Origin of the sequence: Microbacterium pullorum, assembly GCF_014836535.1 — a bacterium.
GTDB classification, from domain to species: domain Bacteria; phylum Actinomycetota; class Actinomycetes; order Actinomycetales; family Microbacteriaceae; genus Microbacterium; species Microbacterium pullorum.
On record NZ_JACSQP010000012.1, the window covers coordinates 17763 to 32475 of the forward strand.

At 62.8% G+C, this 14713-nt stretch carries 15 protein-coding genes and 2 pseudogenes; 13 read left to right on the forward strand and 4 right to left on the reverse strand.

Features of this window, described 5'->3' with window-relative positions:
- Window positions 1–214: 214 nt before the first annotated feature.
- The 7 genes and pseudogenes from H9651_RS13825 to H9651_RS13855 all read left to right on the forward strand — a co-directional run.
- Entirely contained in the window at window positions 215–1306 is a 1092-nt protein-coding gene (locus H9651_RS13825; RefSeq protein ID WP_191719917.1) for an ArdC-like ssDNA-binding domain-containing protein, read from the forward strand.
- Window positions 1307–1323: 17 nt separating this feature from the next.
- On the forward strand, window positions 1324–2226 hold the full coding sequence (locus tag H9651_RS13830; RefSeq protein ID WP_191719918.1) for a bifunctional DNA primase/polymerase: 903 nt from the start codon (window positions 1324–1326) through the stop codon (window positions 2224–2226).
- Complete coding sequence (locus tag H9651_RS13835; protein ID WP_191719919.1) at window positions 2223–2837, forward strand: DUF2637 domain-containing protein; 615 nt, start codon at window positions 2223–2225, stop codon at window positions 2835–2837. The genes H9651_RS13830 and H9651_RS13835 overlap by 4 nt, the downstream gene beginning before the upstream one ends.
- Before the next feature lie 461 nt (window positions 2838–3298).
- Window positions 3299–4156, forward strand: coding sequence for a hypothetical protein (locus H9651_RS13840; protein ID WP_191719920.1), 858 nt, complete (start codon window positions 3299–3301; stop codon window positions 4154–4156).
- On the forward strand, window positions 4153–5169 hold the full coding sequence (locus H9651_RS13845) for a ParB N-terminal domain-containing protein (RefSeq protein WP_191719921.1): 1017 nt from the start codon (window positions 4153–4155) through the stop codon (window positions 5167–5169). The genes H9651_RS13840 and H9651_RS13845 overlap by 4 nt, the downstream gene beginning before the upstream one ends.
- A gap of 33 nt (window positions 5170–5202) precedes the next feature.
- Entirely contained in the window at window positions 5203–5886 is a 684-nt protein-coding gene (locus H9651_RS13850; RefSeq protein WP_191719922.1) for a hypothetical protein, read from the forward strand.
- Window positions 5887–5898: 12 nt separating this feature from the next.
- Window positions 5899–6900: pseudogene (locus tag H9651_RS13855) on the forward strand (M23 family metallopeptidase); the annotation flags it as partial.
- A 20-nt stretch (window positions 6901–6920) separates the two neighbouring features.
- Here the strand turns inward: H9651_RS13855 and H9651_RS13860 are convergent.
- Window positions 6921–8086, reverse strand: a protein-coding gene (locus H9651_RS13860; RefSeq protein WP_191719962.1) for an IS3 family transposase whose coding sequence is annotated in 2 segments (ribosomal slippage) — window positions 6921–7799 and window positions 7802–8086 — 1164 coding nt in all. Because the reading frame shifts where the segments join, the coding sequence is not laid out codon by codon here.
- Between the two features lie 73 nt (window positions 8087–8159).
- On the opposite strand from H9651_RS13860, the pseudogene H9651_RS13865 reads away from it, so the two are divergent.
- Window positions 8160–8354: pseudogene (locus H9651_RS13865) on the forward strand (M23 family metallopeptidase); the annotation flags it as partial.
- A complete protein-coding gene (locus H9651_RS13870; protein ID WP_191719963.1) occupies window positions 8351–8617 on the forward strand; it encodes a DUF6112 family protein in 267 nt (88 codons plus the stop codon). The pseudogene H9651_RS13865 and the gene H9651_RS13870, both read left to right, overlap by 4 nt.
- 145 nt (window positions 8618–8762) lie before the next feature.
- On the opposite strand, the gene H9651_RS13875 is transcribed toward H9651_RS13870, so the two are convergent.
- The 3 genes from H9651_RS13875 to H9651_RS13885 are packed head-to-tail and all read right to left on the reverse strand — an operon-like array spanning window position 8763 to window position 10695.
- Window positions 8763–9497 (reverse strand): hypothetical protein, encoded by a 735-nt coding sequence (locus H9651_RS13875; protein WP_191719924.1) that lies wholly within the window; start codon window positions 9495–9497, stop codon window positions 8763–8765.
- Window positions 9498–9550: 53 nt separating this feature from the next.
- The gene (locus H9651_RS13880) at window positions 9551–10030 is read right to left on the reverse strand and encodes a hypothetical protein (RefSeq protein ID WP_191719925.1); all 480 of its coding nucleotides are present in this window, start codon (window positions 10028–10030) and stop codon (window positions 9551–9553) included.
- On the reverse strand, window positions 10027–10695 hold the full coding sequence (locus tag H9651_RS13885) for a GTPase domain-containing protein (protein WP_191719926.1): 669 nt from the start codon (window positions 10693–10695) through the stop codon (window positions 10027–10029). Before H9651_RS13885 ends, H9651_RS13880 begins: the two co-directional genes overlap by 4 nt.
- 307 nt (window positions 10696–11002) lie before the next feature.
- Here H9651_RS13885 and H9651_RS13890 point away from each other — a divergent pair, with 307 nt between their 5' ends.
- The 4 genes from H9651_RS13890 (at window position 11003) to cmtR (ending at window position 14709) form a co-directional block, all read left to right on the forward strand.
- A complete protein-coding gene (locus H9651_RS13890) occupies window positions 11003–11275 on the forward strand; it encodes a DUF6112 family protein (protein WP_129073445.1) in 273 nt (90 codons plus the stop codon).
- Window positions 11276–11309: 34 nt separating this feature from the next.
- Window positions 11310–12647: a conjugal transfer protein TrbL gene (locus H9651_RS13895; RefSeq protein ID WP_191719928.1), complete on the forward strand. Its 1338-nt coding sequence runs from the start codon at window positions 11310–11312 to the stop codon at window positions 12645–12647.
- 6 nt (window positions 12648–12653) lie between these two features.
- A complete protein-coding gene (locus tag H9651_RS13900; RefSeq protein ID WP_191719929.1) occupies window positions 12654–14120 on the forward strand; it encodes an SCO6880 family protein in 1467 nt (488 codons plus the stop codon).
- Between the two features lie 229 nt (window positions 14121–14349).
- A complete protein-coding gene (gene cmtR / locus H9651_RS13905; protein WP_191719930.1) occupies window positions 14350–14709 on the forward strand; it encodes a Cd(II)/Pb(II)-sensing metalloregulatory transcriptional regulator CmtR in 360 nt (119 codons plus the stop codon).
- The last annotated feature ends 4 nt before the right edge of the window (window positions 14710–14713 follow it).

Sequence of the window (14713 nt, forward strand, 5' to 3'; positions counted from 1 at the left end):
GGGCGTGATGGCACCGCTGCTCAAAGGGAGGTGGACCATGCCCAGATTCGAGGCGATGATGCTCGTTCACTCAGTCGCGCGTAGTCACAGCACGCTCATGACATCCCGGCTAATATGCCGTTCCGCGTCACCGCGGCTTGGGCATCCTCGCTCACCTCACAGGTGTATCGCCACACGCTTCTGCGTCATGGCACATCGAAGAGGAGGCGGATCAATGGCATCCACAGACGATCGCCGCGAAGCGCGCGAGGCAAAGCTCGATGAGTTGCACGAGAAGCTGACCGAGGCTGTCGATCAGCTGGTGTCTGGCGAAGACTGGGCCAAGGCACTTGCCTTCGCAGCCCAGTTCCGAAGCCGTTCGTTCAACAACACGCTTCTGATCTGGATGCAGCACACCGCCGCGCATGAGGCAGGCTTGGTGCCCGATCCGATGCCTTCGTACGTGGCCGGTTACAAACAGTGGCAGCAGCTCGGGCATCAGGTGGAGAAGGGCCAGCCGGGTTACCAAATCCTTGCTCCCGTTACTGGCCGCTTCGCCTCGCCGACCCCATCGGACCAGACATCATGGCGACGACTCAACCGAAACGAGAAGCCTCGCCCCGGTGAGCAAGTTCGGTCGAAGATGGTCGGCGTCCGCCCCGCGTACGTCTGGGACGCCGCGCAGACCTCGGGCGATCCGATCCCGGCACCGCCTACTCCGAAGCTGCTGCGTGGTGAGGCTCCTTCGGGACTCAGAGCTGGAATCACTCGGCAGATCGAAGCAGCCGGATTCCAGCTGCACGCCGTGGCCAATGCAGGCGCGATCTATGGTGCGAACGGCGTGACCAACTACGGGGAGAAAACCGTGAGCGTCCGCGATGACATGGACCCGGCCGCCCAGACGAAGACGCTGGCTCACGAGCTCGCACATGTCCTCATGCACGGCCCCGACCAGGGAGATGCACGTCAGCACCGAGGTATTGGTGAAGTCGAGGCGGAGTCGGTAGCGCTCATGGTGGGCGCGGCGCACGGCATGGACACCACCGGCTACACGATTCCGTATGTCTCGACGTGGGCGGCTCAAGTCGATGGGGAGGAACCGTCGAAGGTCGTTCGGGCAACGGGCGAGCGAGTCCGTGCGACGGCGATGAAGATTCTCGATCAGCTCGACACACAAATGACCGGTGACGGCACACCTCCGGGGCTGGAGCGGGACTCGCCTCGTCAAGGCTCCAAGGCAGTCGAATGCACGGGCGCCTCACCCTCAACCATGGCCACCGCGGCGTCACAACAGGTGGCGTTGGCCGACGTGCGAGGGATGCGATGAATGCGCCGGAAGCATTCGTGACGACGCTCGATCACATTGGTCGCGGGGTCTCCCTCCGTCAGAGCGCGCTCGCGTTCGCAGCATCCGGCGTCCCCGTGTTTCCCTGCACCGCGGACGGGAAGCGCCCCGCCGTTGCGGGAGGGTTCCTTTCGGCCAGCAGCGAGCCCGAGTCGGTTCATCGCTGGTGGGCCGCGATGCCGTCAGCAAATATCGGGATGCCGACTGGCGCTGCCACGGGCCTTGTCGTGGTGGACGTCGACGTGCACAGCTCGGTCAACGGTTACGACGCACTCGATGGCGCCCAGCGTGCCGGGCTGCTTGAAGGTTGGGAAGCCGCCGTCAGGACTCCGTCCGGCGGGCTGCACCTCTTCTTCCCAGCAGAAAGGAACAGCGAGCAGCGCTCATGGCAATCCGCGCGGACCGGAATCGACTTCCGTGGCGACGGAGGCTATGTCATTGTCCCACCGTCTGAGCGCACCCTCGCCGGGTCGACGCACCGATACGAGATCCTCCAGTTGACTGGTGGACGAGGTCGTCCGCTCGACTCGCAGCAGCTCCACGACTATCTCGATCCGCCGCAACGTAACGAGGCACGTCGAAGTCCGCGGTCGGCGCAACAGCCAGTTGACGTGCAACGGCTGGCCGATTGGGTTGCGCGACTCCAAGAAGGCGAACGCAACCATGGGCTCTTCTGGGCCGCGTGCAAGATGGCGGAGCAGATGGTGCCGAACAGCGAGGCGCTCGACGCCCTCAGCGCTGCCGCCGAACAGGCCGGTCTCAGCCAGCGAGAAGCCGCGACTACCGTCCGGTCTGCATACCGGGCAGTGCAGGGTGCACCTCCGCAGCGATCGATGCGCGCCAACACAAAAACGTCGTGTGATCGCCCACCGCCCGCGTCACACCCACGGGCACTGGCATGAGTGATTTCAACGCGCGACGATGGGCTGTCATGACGGCCGTCGCGGGCACCGTCTTCATTGCCGCGGGAGCTTTCTGGCTGTCATTCACCTCGCTTGCGGACCTCGCCGCCCGTTCAGGGATTGGTGCCGGGCAAGCGTGGGCGTGGCCGCTCATTGTCGACGGCGTCATCGTCGTATCGACCGTCGCCGTCGTCGCGCTGGCCGGAGCCCGAGCAGCCTGGTACCCCTGGACTCTGCTGGCTGGCGCCGCGGCCGTGTCAGTGACAGCCAATTCGATTCACGCGGTTGTCGCGGCGGATGCCGATGTGCCGAGCTTTCTCGCCGCGGCGGTGGCGGCGGTTCCACCGCTGGTCTTGCTGGCGATAACTCACCTCACAGTGCTCCTCATCCGTATTCCCGAGCGACCCGAAGCTGCTCGCAAGACCATGACGCAGACCACGCCCCAGGAGTCTGCGATGGCTTTGCGCGCGGACGGGTGGTCGAACAAGAGGATTGCGCGTGAGCTGAGTGTGCACCCTTCGACTGTGGGCCGCTGGTTCGCAAACAACCCGCTCGATCAGGATCGCAATGTGCCCGCATTCGCAACGCCGCACAAGGAGGAATTGAAATGAGCGACGAAGAAAAGGACGGCGCCGCTGTCGCTGCCAGTGAGAATTCCGTAAGGACGACGAGCGCTCCGGAAGCAGTTGAGGCAGCGAGCGTTCAAGGTCATAGTCGCAGCACTGGAATCGACCCCGCGTTCTACCGCGGTCGTGGAGTCGAGTGGGTGCGTCCGACTGATCTGATGGTGCGCGGTGGTTCGCGCGTTGCCGGGGCAGGGATCAATTTCCAGGCCGAGCTTCGACGTCGCACGTACCAAGCGACCGCGACCAGCGCCCGCGGCATCGCGGAGCGAGCCCGGCACCTCCCGCCGTTGTCCGCGTTCGGACATGGCAGCTCCAGACGAGGGACCGAGCGCGGCGCGATCGGGACCCCCTGATCGTCGGGCACGGCATCTCATGGGCACTTCGCTGACATCCAGGACCCCGCTGGGGAGCGGGCGCGCACCTGCTTGCCAGGAGGTGCCCACACCATGACCGATAACAACAGCCCGGCGCCGCAGCCACGCGAGGACTATACGACGAGCGAAGGGCTTCGCGCCTTGCTACATCGACTGCACGACACGGGTGCCCGCGCGTGGGAGCACGATCGCGTCGCTGCTGAACTCGCAGCATTCGCCGCGGAGAAGTATGCCGCATTGGCTCGCAAGCATGGCCTGGATCCGTGGGAGGCAGCGTCGGCAGCATTCGACGTGATGAGAACTCGATCCGCTCGCGAGGCCATTGATCCTTGGGCTGTGGTCACCCGTGGCGTCCAAGTCACCTGCATCGCGGAGGAACGCGGGCAGGGCTTGCTCTGCGCGACGCATCAAGCACGTCGCCCGCAGGTATCTGCGTTTCACGACCCCGAACGTTTTGCCGACCGTGAGAATCCTCTTGCCGACTACCACCCGGCATTCCACGTCGTGGATCGATATTCCATCACGGAGGACGACGACCCCAACACCACGCGAGACGTCGATACAGCCCGGCGCGCAATCAAGTGCTCGATCACCCTGTTCACGACCTTGGGGTGGCCCGAAAACACCGCGCGGGCCGCGATCGAGCATGTGTGCAGCGCGGTGGCACGGATCGGGTCTCGGCAAAGTGCGTACGAGCTGCTGCGCCGAGACAAGCACGCAAGAGCGCTTCTCGACTTGCCCGCCGACTCTTGGTCGTCGCTTCTGCACGTGCTGCTTGGGCATCCCCATCCTGCTTACCGCGCGACGAGCACCGGTCGTGGCATCCTGCTCCGCCTACTCGTCGGCGAGACACTCCCGACGCTTCTCAGTGACGACGACCTGGTAATGGTTGTTGCGATGTCGGCGCCCACTCATGGGAACGCACGATGAATGCACGTGACGGCCATATCGAGCTGGAACGGGCAGTCGACTCGATCCAGGTCGGACGCCGTCACCGCACTGGGCTCGGCGACCTCAGATCACTCTCCGCGTCGATCGAGCGCGATGGTCTGCTGCAGCCGATCACAGTCACCCCTGACGGGATCCTGGTCTGCGGTGCGCGACGATTGGCTGCGATAAAGCAGCTCGGATGGCAGCACGTCAAGGTCTGGGTGCGGTCCGGCATCTCGGGGGATCTCGCGCACCTCCTTGCCGAGCAGGACGACAACGTGCTGCACAAGCCGCTCACCCAGTTAGAGAGCGCCGCGCTCTATCGAGAGATCAAGACGCTGATGGCTGAGGATGCCGCTCGCCGTCAGGAAGCGTCACGGTTCAGCCGCGAAAACCAGCCGGGAACTGACGGTGACGCAAATTTCGCGGCACCGTCAGAGTTGCTCGGAGATTCCCGTGCGCAGGCCGCCGCGATGATCCCGGATGGCGCGTCACACACCACGCTGGAGAAGATCAACTACCTGCAACAGCTCGCTGACGATGAGAACCAGACAGAGTCGGTGCGAGAGGGTGTCGCAGCTGAGCTTGAACTCATCGGGTCCGGCGCGCCCGTGCATCCCAGTTATGAACGCGCACGGCAGCTCGTGTTGGGGGCTCAGTCAGATGCACCGGCCGAGGACGTAGCGCAGCTGGCCGAGGCCGCGCTGGCACGCATCAAGAGCATGCCACGTCAGAAGCGTCGTCCCTCACCGAGCCCCAGAACGGCGCCCATCGACACCGACGAGCCCTGGCCAGTTCGGGCGTTCGTGGTGACGTGGAATGAACTCGATGGATGGTGGCGACACTTCGAGGTCGACGACCTCGTCCGCCAGCTCAGCGATGCAGAAGTCGAGATGTTCCTCCGCGTCGTTGACGCGACTTCACACTTTGCCGAACAACTCCGAAGTGTGCTCGATGCCGAGGATGCAAGTTCCGACTCATCAGCATCAAGGGGCGACCTTCGCGCGATCTGATGATGACGGGCTGGCGCTGCGCACCTGGCCGACATGAAGCTCCCCACCGCGCTCCGCTCACGACGCACGCTCGTCGCTCTCATCGCTGCTTCGATAGCGGTGATTCTCGTCACAGGTGTTGGCATCTACGGGATCATCATCGGCTCCCGCGAAACCACGGCTCCAATCGGTCCGTCACCGTCGATCACTGAACCAGCAGCGCAACCGTCGCGTGAGTCACCGTTCCGGCCGTCTCGGATTACGGCCATCCCTCACAGCACCGATGCGGAGGGCTTCTCGCGCAGCGTCGCGACGGCGCTATTCACCTGGGACACCGGCAGTGGGTTCCTGCCGCTGGACTACACCAAAGTCATCCTCGACGTCGCCGACCCCACCGGCACCGAGCAGCCGGGGCTCGCCGCCGACGTAGCAATGTACTTGCCCACCCAGGATGCGTGGACGCAGCTGCGACAGTACGCGACGAGCCAACACTTGGAAATCACGTCCGCATTCGTGCCGGATGCCTGGACCGACGCACTCGCACAGGCTCGCCCTGGCCAGCTCCCCGCTGGCACCACCGCATTCACGTTAGAGGGAATCCGCCATCGCTCCGGTCTCTGGAACGGCGACCAAGTCAGCGCCGAGCAAGAGGTCGCGTTCACGGTCTTCATTGCCTGCCCGCCCGATGGCAGTTGCTACGTCTTGCGGCTCTCACAGCTGAACAATCCGCTGCGTTAGGAAGACCAGCTCATGATGAAGAAGCTCGCGATCGCAGTCGTCGCCCTGATGTTCTTGGCTCCAACGCTAGGGCTCGTCACCTTCGGTCTCGTGATAAATCCCGCCGTTATTGCGTGTCTTTCCTCGTCAGGACTCACCTTGGGCAACGTGCCGGACTCTCTCGTGGTGACAACAGCGAATGGTGAGACGTTCACGCTCAACAAGCAGCAGCTGACTCACGCGGCAACGATCATCACCGTGGGCTCACGGATCGAGCGCGTCACCCGAGATGGCGTCCAGATCGCGATCATGGCTGCGCTCACCGAGTCGACGCTGCGGCAGCTCGCGAACACGGGCACCTACCAGGAATCCGGGGGCTATCCGAACGATGGAAACGGGTCCGACCACGACTCGCTCGGCCTGTTTCAAATGCGCCCACAATCGGGCTGGGGATCCGTAGCTGAGCTGATGGACCCCGAGTATCAAGCTGCTGCGTTCTTTGGCGGACCGTCCGGCCCCAACTATCCCTCGCCCCGCGGCCTCCTCGACATTCCTGGATGGCAGAGCATGGGTAAAGGCGAAGCCGCTCAGGCGGTCGAGGTGTCTGCCTATCCTCACCGGTACAACAACTACGAGCCCGTCGCCGAGATGATCCTCACGACCCTCACGAGCGGCAAATCGACTTCTTCGACGACTGCCCCGTCTCCGGCTGACGCCGTGGCCGGATCCTCGCACGTCGTGTTCCCGTTGCCGGAAGGTACCTGGGTGCTCACTGGTGACTTCGGGCCCCGCTTTGACCCCATCACCGGAGAGAGGGCCTTCCACTCAGGCACCGACCTTGCTGCCGCTGACGGAACACCCATCCTCGCAGCAGCGGATGGTGTCGTGACAGTCGCGGAGTTCTCTGGCGGCTATGGCGGACTCGTCGTGATTGAGCACCGCATCGATGGCGAGACCATCGCGACCGCCTACGCGCATATGTGGGAGAACGGCATCCACGCCACCGTCGGAGAACACGTCATGGGTCTGCCGCACGGATAGGTGACGGTTTGTAGTCACGCCGCGAGGGCGACGTCGGTATTCATGATTGCTTCGTACTCGATGGGGGTCAAACCGTGGAGTCGCTTCTGTCGGCGGCGTCGGTGGTAGGTGCGCTCGATCCAGGTGACGATGGCGATGCGGAGCTCGTCGCGGGTGGCCCAGGTGCGCCGGTTGAGGACGTTCTTCTGCAGCAGGCTGAAGAACGATTCCATCGCCGCGTTGTCGCCCGCCGCGCCGACGCGGCCCATCGATCCGACCATGCCGTGGCGGTGCAGGGTGCGGACGAGCTTGCGAGCACGAAACTGGGACCCTCTGTCGGTGTGGACCACGCAGCCGGCGACGTTCCCGCGTCTGGCGACGGCGTTGTTGACCGCGTTGACGGCGAGACGAGCTTTCATCCGGTCGCTGATCGAGTAGCCCACGATCCGGTTCGAGAACACGTCCTTGATCGCGCAAAGGTAGAGCTTTCCTTCGCCGGTTTTGTGCTCCGTGATGTCGCTGAGCCAGAGCCGGTTCGGGGCATCCGCAGTGAACTCCCGGCGCACGAGATCGTCGTGGACCGGTGGGCCAGGACGGCGGCCCTTCCCGCGGCGGCGTTTGCCGAATGCGGACCACCAGCCGTTGTCACGGCAGATCCGCCACGCCGTCCGCTCCGCCATGACCTCGCCCGCGTCGCGGGCCTCGTCGAGGAGGAACCGGTACCCGAACTCGGGATCATCGCGGTGCGCGTCGAACAACGCGTTCGCGCGATACGCCGCGACAAGTTCGGCATCGGTGATCGGGTTCGCCAGCCACCGGTAATAGGGCTGTCGAGCGAGCTTGAGTACCCGGCACGTCACCGCGACGGGAACACCGTCAACGGCGAGCTCGGTCACGAGCGGGTAGAGCCTTTTCCCGGCAGGTTCGCCTGCGACAGATACGCCGCAGCCCGCCGCAGCACCTCCACCTCCTGCTCCAGCAACCGGATCCGCTTCCGCGCCTCCCGCAGCTCCGCGCCCTCGGAACGTGACACGCCCGGCTTCGAGCCCTCTTCGACCGTGGCACGCCGCAGCCACTTCTGCAGCGTCATCGGATGGACACCGAAATCGGTCGCGATCTGCTCGATGGTCACACCGGGCTCGCGGCTCCTGGCGACGCGCACAACGTCGTCACGGAACTCGCTCGGATAAGGCTTAGGCACAATGACATCCTTCCAGGGCACCCTCCCGGGCAACCCAAATCAGATGTCACCTACCGGTGCGGCAGACCCCATCGCTGGTCAACACATCGGTGATGTCGGCTCGTCTGGACACTCCACCGGTCCGCACCTTCACTTCGAAGTCCGGCCGGGTGGCACGAACGCTGAGGCGGTCGATGCGGCGAAGTGGCTCAACGATCACGATGCCGCCGACCTTCCGGAAGCCACCGCAGGAGCCGGATGCTCGGCAATGACGGGCGGCTTGTCGTGAATGTGTTTCCGGATTTCGGCAGCATGAGCGGTATCGGCGATCTCAAGGTTGTCATCGGGGCGATGCTCACGATCATCCTAATTTTTGCTGTCCTCATGATCATCATCAGCGCAATCATCTGGGCCATCGCCACCTCCACTGGCAACCCTGGGGCCGCCGCGAAGGCACGCGCCGGGGTCTTCGTCGCGCTGGGTGCCGCGGTCCTCGCTGGCGGTGGCGTGACGTGGATGAACTGGCTCATCAACCTAGGTGAGCAGCTGTGATGTCTCTACCCAACGCTGGTGGCGACCGCGTTGCCTCCAGATGGCTTTACGAGATCATTCGTCGCGCACATCGGCTCTACCAGGTGCCTGGTCAAGCGTTCAGCCTCAACGCCGTGACCACTGACTCCAGCATTTCGTGCTCGACCTAATTCTTCGACCAAACGATCTCGGTCGTGACCTCAATCGAACTGATCGATTCAACGGCCCGTGTAAACAGACCGCCACCGCCAAGCTTCATACCGAGATTCGTTGTCAGTTCGAGGCCCGCTTTAAGACTTCGGGTTGATTCGCGAAGACCATTCATCTTCACCCTGTGAGTCCGTACGGGGTTACCTGCTGCACAGAGGTCGATAAGGCCCAACACATCCGGGTCGTTCGCTAGGCGTCGCTCCAGCATGAATGCCCGCGCCGCTTCGACATCAACAGGCTTGCCAGCGAGGTCGGTTGCAGCCTCAAATCGCCCTTCCAACCGGTTCTTGATCGTACGAGCGAACTTAGCATCGGCCTTTGTGACCTTCACATTCGCTTTGAGATCGCCAGCAGTGTCCGACTTATCCTGCTCAATTTCCACCTTCAAAAACTTGATGGAAGACGCGCCAAGATGTGCAGCAATAGAAGCTAGGTGGTAGTACTTCGCTTTGACGAATGTTTCTAAAGCATCGTCCGCATACTCGTATGAAGTTGGATCGTATGGATTCCGAACCAATAACTGATCAGTCGCCATGAGATCACGATCAATAAGCTGTTCCCTCACGGCAACCACACGCTTGGCCTGGGCGACAGGGTCAGCCGAATAGGGGACAACGAGCGAGTCTGGAGTCTCTAGGAGGTATGCCTTGCGTTCGTCGTTCGCGATGTTGCGATAAGTGCGGTCGGACACGACGACCGCTACACGAGGGGCAGGCATGGATTGCTCAGACAAGTTCACTCTGTTCATTGTTTGGGTAATGCGGTGACAATAAAAATAGCGGCCGCGATCACAACGCCAGCCACGATGATGACGCTTCCACCGAGGATGATCCTCCGGCGAGTCAAGTATGACGAATGCACGTCAGTAGCGAGCTGAATCACTTCCCGTATTCCCGTTGCGTCCACATCGCGGTGGATTGCGCGGACTCCTTTGACCGCAGCGGCGACTGCCGCATCCAGGTTGCCCTTCGCGCGATCCATGTCGACGACAACTGTGATGGGCGAGCCGTCTTGATCGTCATCGGTGTCGTCGAATACAAGGCGGGCGACACCGTGCGAGTATCGGAGTTCAAAGCCGCCAATCTGAATCGGATTTGCGCTCGCCGCCGCTCTGCCGCGCTCGCGAAGCTCCGAGAGCTTTGGGTGGTCGTTCCCAACCACCGCACCATTCACAGCGGACTCAAGCCCCTGCCGGCCCGATGCTTGCGCGTAGACCGCAATCACTTCAGATACCTCGCAATCCGCTCAACCAGCTTGGTGGCACCATCCTTCGCCACCTGGCTGCCGATGACGATGTCGGCTTTCCCCAGCTTCACAGAGCCCTGGCGAATTGGCGTTGAATTGCGCACCCGATCCTCGAAGTCACCATCGTCGCTGTAAGTGGCATCACGATCGGCAAAGACCCCGACGAGGATCACCTTCGGTGCTGCGTTTCGACTTCGAAGCTCTTCGAACCAGTCTCCGAGGTGATCAAGATGTTCCTCAACCAGCTTTGTCTCCGATACATCGCCACTCACAATGAGGTCAGACCGAAACAGGTACCAGACAAAGTCAGCTGCCTCAAACGCCTCACGCCAGTCCTTATACGCGGGGATAGTGTGTCCCGGCAAGTCTTGCGGAACTGAAAACTTGACTTCACCTTTGCCAGGAAGCTGGAGCGTGAACTGTCCGCCCGGCAACGGATCCGGAGTGCGCTCCCGGCGCTCGGGAAGCTTGCCCTCTATCAGAAAGTGCAGGAGCGTCGACTTTCCAACTTCCTGCCGCCCGAGTATGGCGATGCTCTTGTCCCTGAGTGCCTTGCGGGTACTCCTCACGATTGCCGGAACGGTAATCGCAGCAACCAGAATGCTGACACCAACGATGGCTACCGGGATGAGTGGGAACGGCATCGTCTACCTCGTCCTTCCTGACTGCTCCATTGGCATCGCGAAACGGAACGACCGAGCACCGTATCGCTGTGAGTCTACTAGGAGCCCCCTGACTCACATTCCGAGTCACTCGACATGTGATCGCAGCACCGCCTCGGACCCAATGACTCTCATCCGGCGAGAGGGCATGACGGCACAAAGCATCAACCGGCAGGAGCCGGTGGCACACCTCTGAGGTGACCATGTTTCGTCTGCCGCCGACGGCGGTGTTCATGCCAAAGGAGCCACCGTGTTCGAACTCATCACGACCATCGCCTCAGCCCTGCCGATGGACATCGACATCACCCCGAATGATTCGGGGCTGCCGGGGATTGCGCAGCTGCGCACGATCGTCGGCGCTGTCATGACGATCGGCCTGATTCTCTCCGTGCTCGCGCTCATCATCTCGGCGATCGTCTGGGGATTCGGGTCGAACTCCTCCAACCCACACCTCGCCTCTCGCGGCAAGCTCGGCGTACTCATCTCCTGCGGTGCCGCCGTCATCTGCGGCGCCTCAGTGACGCTCATCAACTTCTTCTGGAACGTCGGACAGCAGGTCTGAGACCCACCCATCCATCACTTCCCGGAGACCTGCGATGAGTGTCTGCGATATTCCTGTCATTTCCAACGTGTGTGATGCCGTCGGTGAAGGTGCCGCGACACTCGTGTCGGCGCCATTCGACTGGCTCGCCTCCACGATGGGGCAAGCTGCCGGATGGCTCATCGAAGCCATGTGGACCGTCTTCGACAGCACAACCCTCGTGGACGTCCAATCCCCCGGCTACCTGAACGTCTACAACCTGCTCTTCGGCATCGGTGTCTTCATCGTTCTCCTGTTCTTCTGCTTCCAGCTGATCCTCGGCCTCATCCGACGCGAACCCGCCGCACTTTCCCGCGCAGCCCTCGGCGCCGCCAAAGCTGTTCTGGGGTCGTTCGTCGTCATTACGTTGACGGCGACGGCTCTTGAGATCGTGGATCAGCTGTGCATTGGGGTTGTTCAGGCCGCAGGAGAAACCACCGCCACCATGGGCGACAAGATCGCGCTCCTCACCGCAGGACTCACAACAATCAACATTGCCGCTCCCGGGGTCGGTGCGATCGTCACGATCTTCCTTGCCGGACTGATGATCTGTGCTGTCGCTATCGTGTGGTTTTCGCTCCTGATTCGCAAGGCCCTGCTTCTCGTCGCAATCGTGCTCGCGCCCATCGCGTTCGCTGGGGCTGCATGGGACGTCACCCGCGGATGGATCGGGAAATGGGCGGCGTTCGTGGTCGCGCTCATCATCTCCAAGCTCGTACTCGTCGTCGTGTTTCTCATTGCGATCACGCAGGTCTCGACCCCGATCGAGGCTGACCTGTCTGCCGTCACCGAACCGATCTCAGGCATCGTGCTGCTGTTCATCGCAGCCTTTGCGCCGTACATGGTCTACCGATTCATTTCGTTCCTGGGCTTCGATCTTTACCACGCGATGGGAAGCGAGCAAGAAGCGAAGAGCGCCGTGAATCGACCGGTGCCTGTGCCGTCGAAGCCTCAGAGCGACGGAGTGAAGAAAGTTCTCGACGGCGGCTCCGGTGGTGGCGGGACATCCAAAGCCGCTCCAGGAGCAACCGCTTCACCCAGCGCGTCTGCTTCAACTGGCGCAACTTCCGGCGGATCCGCTGCCGGAGCCGGTGCAGGTGCCGGTGCAGGTGGCGCTGCCGCAGCTGCTGGCCCCGCAGCGGCAGCGATCATCGGCGCGAAGGTCATCAAAGCTGCCGCTACTGCCGGGCCCCAGCTCGGAGGCGCTGTTGGTGGCACGGCCGAAACTGCGGCTGCCGGTGCAGGTGGTTCGGGTGCGGCTGCACCCGCTCCTCATTCCACGCCTCAGCCTCCCGCACCGCGATCAGATCCAGCACCACCCAGAACCCAGCAGCCACGATCTGGGAAGGAATAGCTGACCATGCCAAAGGACTACGACGATCAACGAGCCGGGGACCTCATTCCGGTGAAATTCTCCCGACTGACACGAAGGGGCATCCTGCTCGGACTATCCCTCTCACAGCTGGTCGCGCTCGGAATTGGTGTGACTACGCTTGTGTGGGCCTTCTATGCCGGAGGCGGCATGCTCATCGCGTTCTCGGCACCCGTATGGCTCTGTGCCGCGGCCGTGGTGTGGATCCGGATCGCTGGACGTCCGATCGTCGAATGGGTTCCCGTTGCCTTCTGGTGGATGTGGAAAACCACCGGTGGACAGTTGCTCTACCGGCGGCGTGTTGTGAAGCCGCGACCTGCGGGCTCACTCGCGCTACCCGGCGACATGGCACGACTGCGCGAGTACGACGACCCGATCACCGGCGCCGGAATGGTTCATGACCCGACCGCCAGTACCCTCACGGCCATCGTTGCGGTCTCGCACCCCGCGTTCGCGCTCCTCGATCCCGGTGAGCAGGAACAGCGTGTCTCCTCCTGGGGGCGTGTGCTCGCGACCGTGTGCAGATCCGGGCGCCTCTCAATGCTGCAAGTGCTTGAGCGCACCCTCCCGGACTCCGGGACAGGACTCGCTGAATGGTGGGCATCGCACGGCAACGCAGATGGCTCCTGGGCCTCGACGACGTACACCGAACTCATCGACCGCGCAGGACCCGCTGGAGAACGCCACGCCACCACGCTCTCCCTCTCGCTCGACATGCAGACAGCGGCACGACAGATCCGCACTGCCGGTGGCGGCATCCGTGGCGCTGCGGCTGTTCTTCGCCAAGAGATGTCTACATTGGTCGCCGCACTGCGCTCAGCAGACCTCGCACCCTCATCGTGGTTGACGTGCGGCGAGATCGCCGTCATCCTACGTTCGGCATACGACCCGGCAGTCGCCGCGACGCTTGAACGGCATGGCGAACTCGGCCAGTCGCTCGCCACCGCAGGTCCGGTCGCAGTGAACGAATCCTGGTCTCGGCTGCGCACAGACTCGGCCTTCCACGCGGTGTTGTGGATCTCAGAGTGGCCGCGGTCGATGGTCTACCCGGGCTTCTTGGCACCCGTGCTCCTGTCGACCGGGATACAGCGGTCCTTCTCGCTGCTCTGCACACCGATGCGGTCCGACCAGGCAGCACGTGACATCCGGAAAAAGAAGACGGAGTACATCTCAGACGCAGCCCAACGACAGCGCATCGGCCAGATAGAGGATGCCTCGCAGACGGCTGAGTTTCAGGACGTTCTCCAGCAGGAAGCCGATCTCACCGCTGGGCACGGCGCCCTGCGCTACACCGGCCTCATCTCGGTCTCCGCGAGGACCGCTGACGACCTCGACGCCGCCGTCGCCGCGATCGAGCAAGCCGCCATTCAAGCGTCCTGCGAGATGCGACTCCTCGTCGGACAGCAGGCCCAAGCGTTCACTGCGGCGGCCCTGCCGCTATGCCGGGTTGTGTGATCGTCAGGCAGGAAGCCGATGATCCGATTGGATGCGCGTGGCATGCGCGCGTCAGTCACCGCCATTCGCCGCCTTCTTCGCGGTCATTGAACTTGTCTAATTGTCAGGTGAAATGTCCACGCGACTTCCATAAGGACATTTAGCCGCTGACCCGCGGTATTCGAGTTGGCGCGATTGGTGGAGAAACCTTCCTCTTGGGAATGGTCACTGGTTACTGTATAGTCATCGCATGCTGACTATTGCTTCGCGTCTCGACGTCATGAACCGGCTTGGCCGAGCGATGGCGGACCCGACGCGCTCCCGGATCTTGATGACTCTGCTCGGCGGGCCGAGTTACCCCGCTGTGTTGTCTCGCGAGTTGGAGCTGACTCGTTCCAACGTCTCGAACCATCTGACTTGCTTGCGTGATTGCGGGATCGTGGTGGCCGAGCCTGAGGGCAGGCAGACCCGCTACGAGATCGCGGACCCTCACCTCGCGGCGGCTCTGACTTCCCTTGTGGATGTGACGCTGGCGGTGGACGAGAACGCACCGTGCGTGGACTCGTCGTGCACCGTGCTGGGCTGCTGCGGGTCGGTAACGAACGCATGAGCGC

Bases quoted from the DNA above. Each gene is read 5' to 3' on its own strand.
- H9651_RS13895 (WP_191719928.1), top strand. From the start codon at position 11,310: ATGAGTGTCTGCGATATTCCTGTCATTTCCAACGTGTGTGATGCCGTC.
- H9651_RS13885 (WP_191719926.1), bottom strand. From the start codon at position 10,695: ATGCCGTTCCCACTCATCCCGGTAGCCATCGTTGGTGTCAGCATTCTG.
- H9651_RS13840 (WP_191719920.1), top strand. From the start codon at position 3,299: ATGACCGATAACAACAGCCCGGCGCCGCAGCCACGCGAGGACTATACG.
- H9651_RS13835 (WP_191719919.1), top strand. From the start codon at position 2,223: ATGAGTGATTTCAACGCGCGACGATGGGCTGTCATGACGGCCGTCGCG.
- H9651_RS13845 (WP_191719921.1), top strand. From the start codon at position 4,153: ATGAATGCACGTGACGGCCATATCGAGCTGGAACGGGCAGTCGACTCG.
- H9651_RS13900 (WP_191719929.1), top strand. From the start codon at position 12,654: ATGCCAAAGGACTACGACGATCAACGAGCCGGGGACCTCATTCCGGTG.
- H9651_RS13890 (WP_129073445.1), top strand. From the start codon at position 11,003: ATGGACATCGACATCACCCCGAATGATTCGGGGCTGCCGGGGATTGCG.
- H9651_RS13850 (WP_191719922.1), top strand. From the start codon at position 5,203: ATGAAGCTCCCCACCGCGCTCCGCTCACGACGCACGCTCGTCGCTCTC.
- H9651_RS13825 (WP_191719917.1), top strand. From the start codon at position 215: ATGGCATCCACAGACGATCGCCGCGAAGCGCGCGAGGCAAAGCTCGAT.
- cmtR (WP_191719930.1), top strand. From the start codon at position 14,350: ATGCTGACTATTGCTTCGCGTCTCGACGTCATGAACCGGCTTGGCCGA.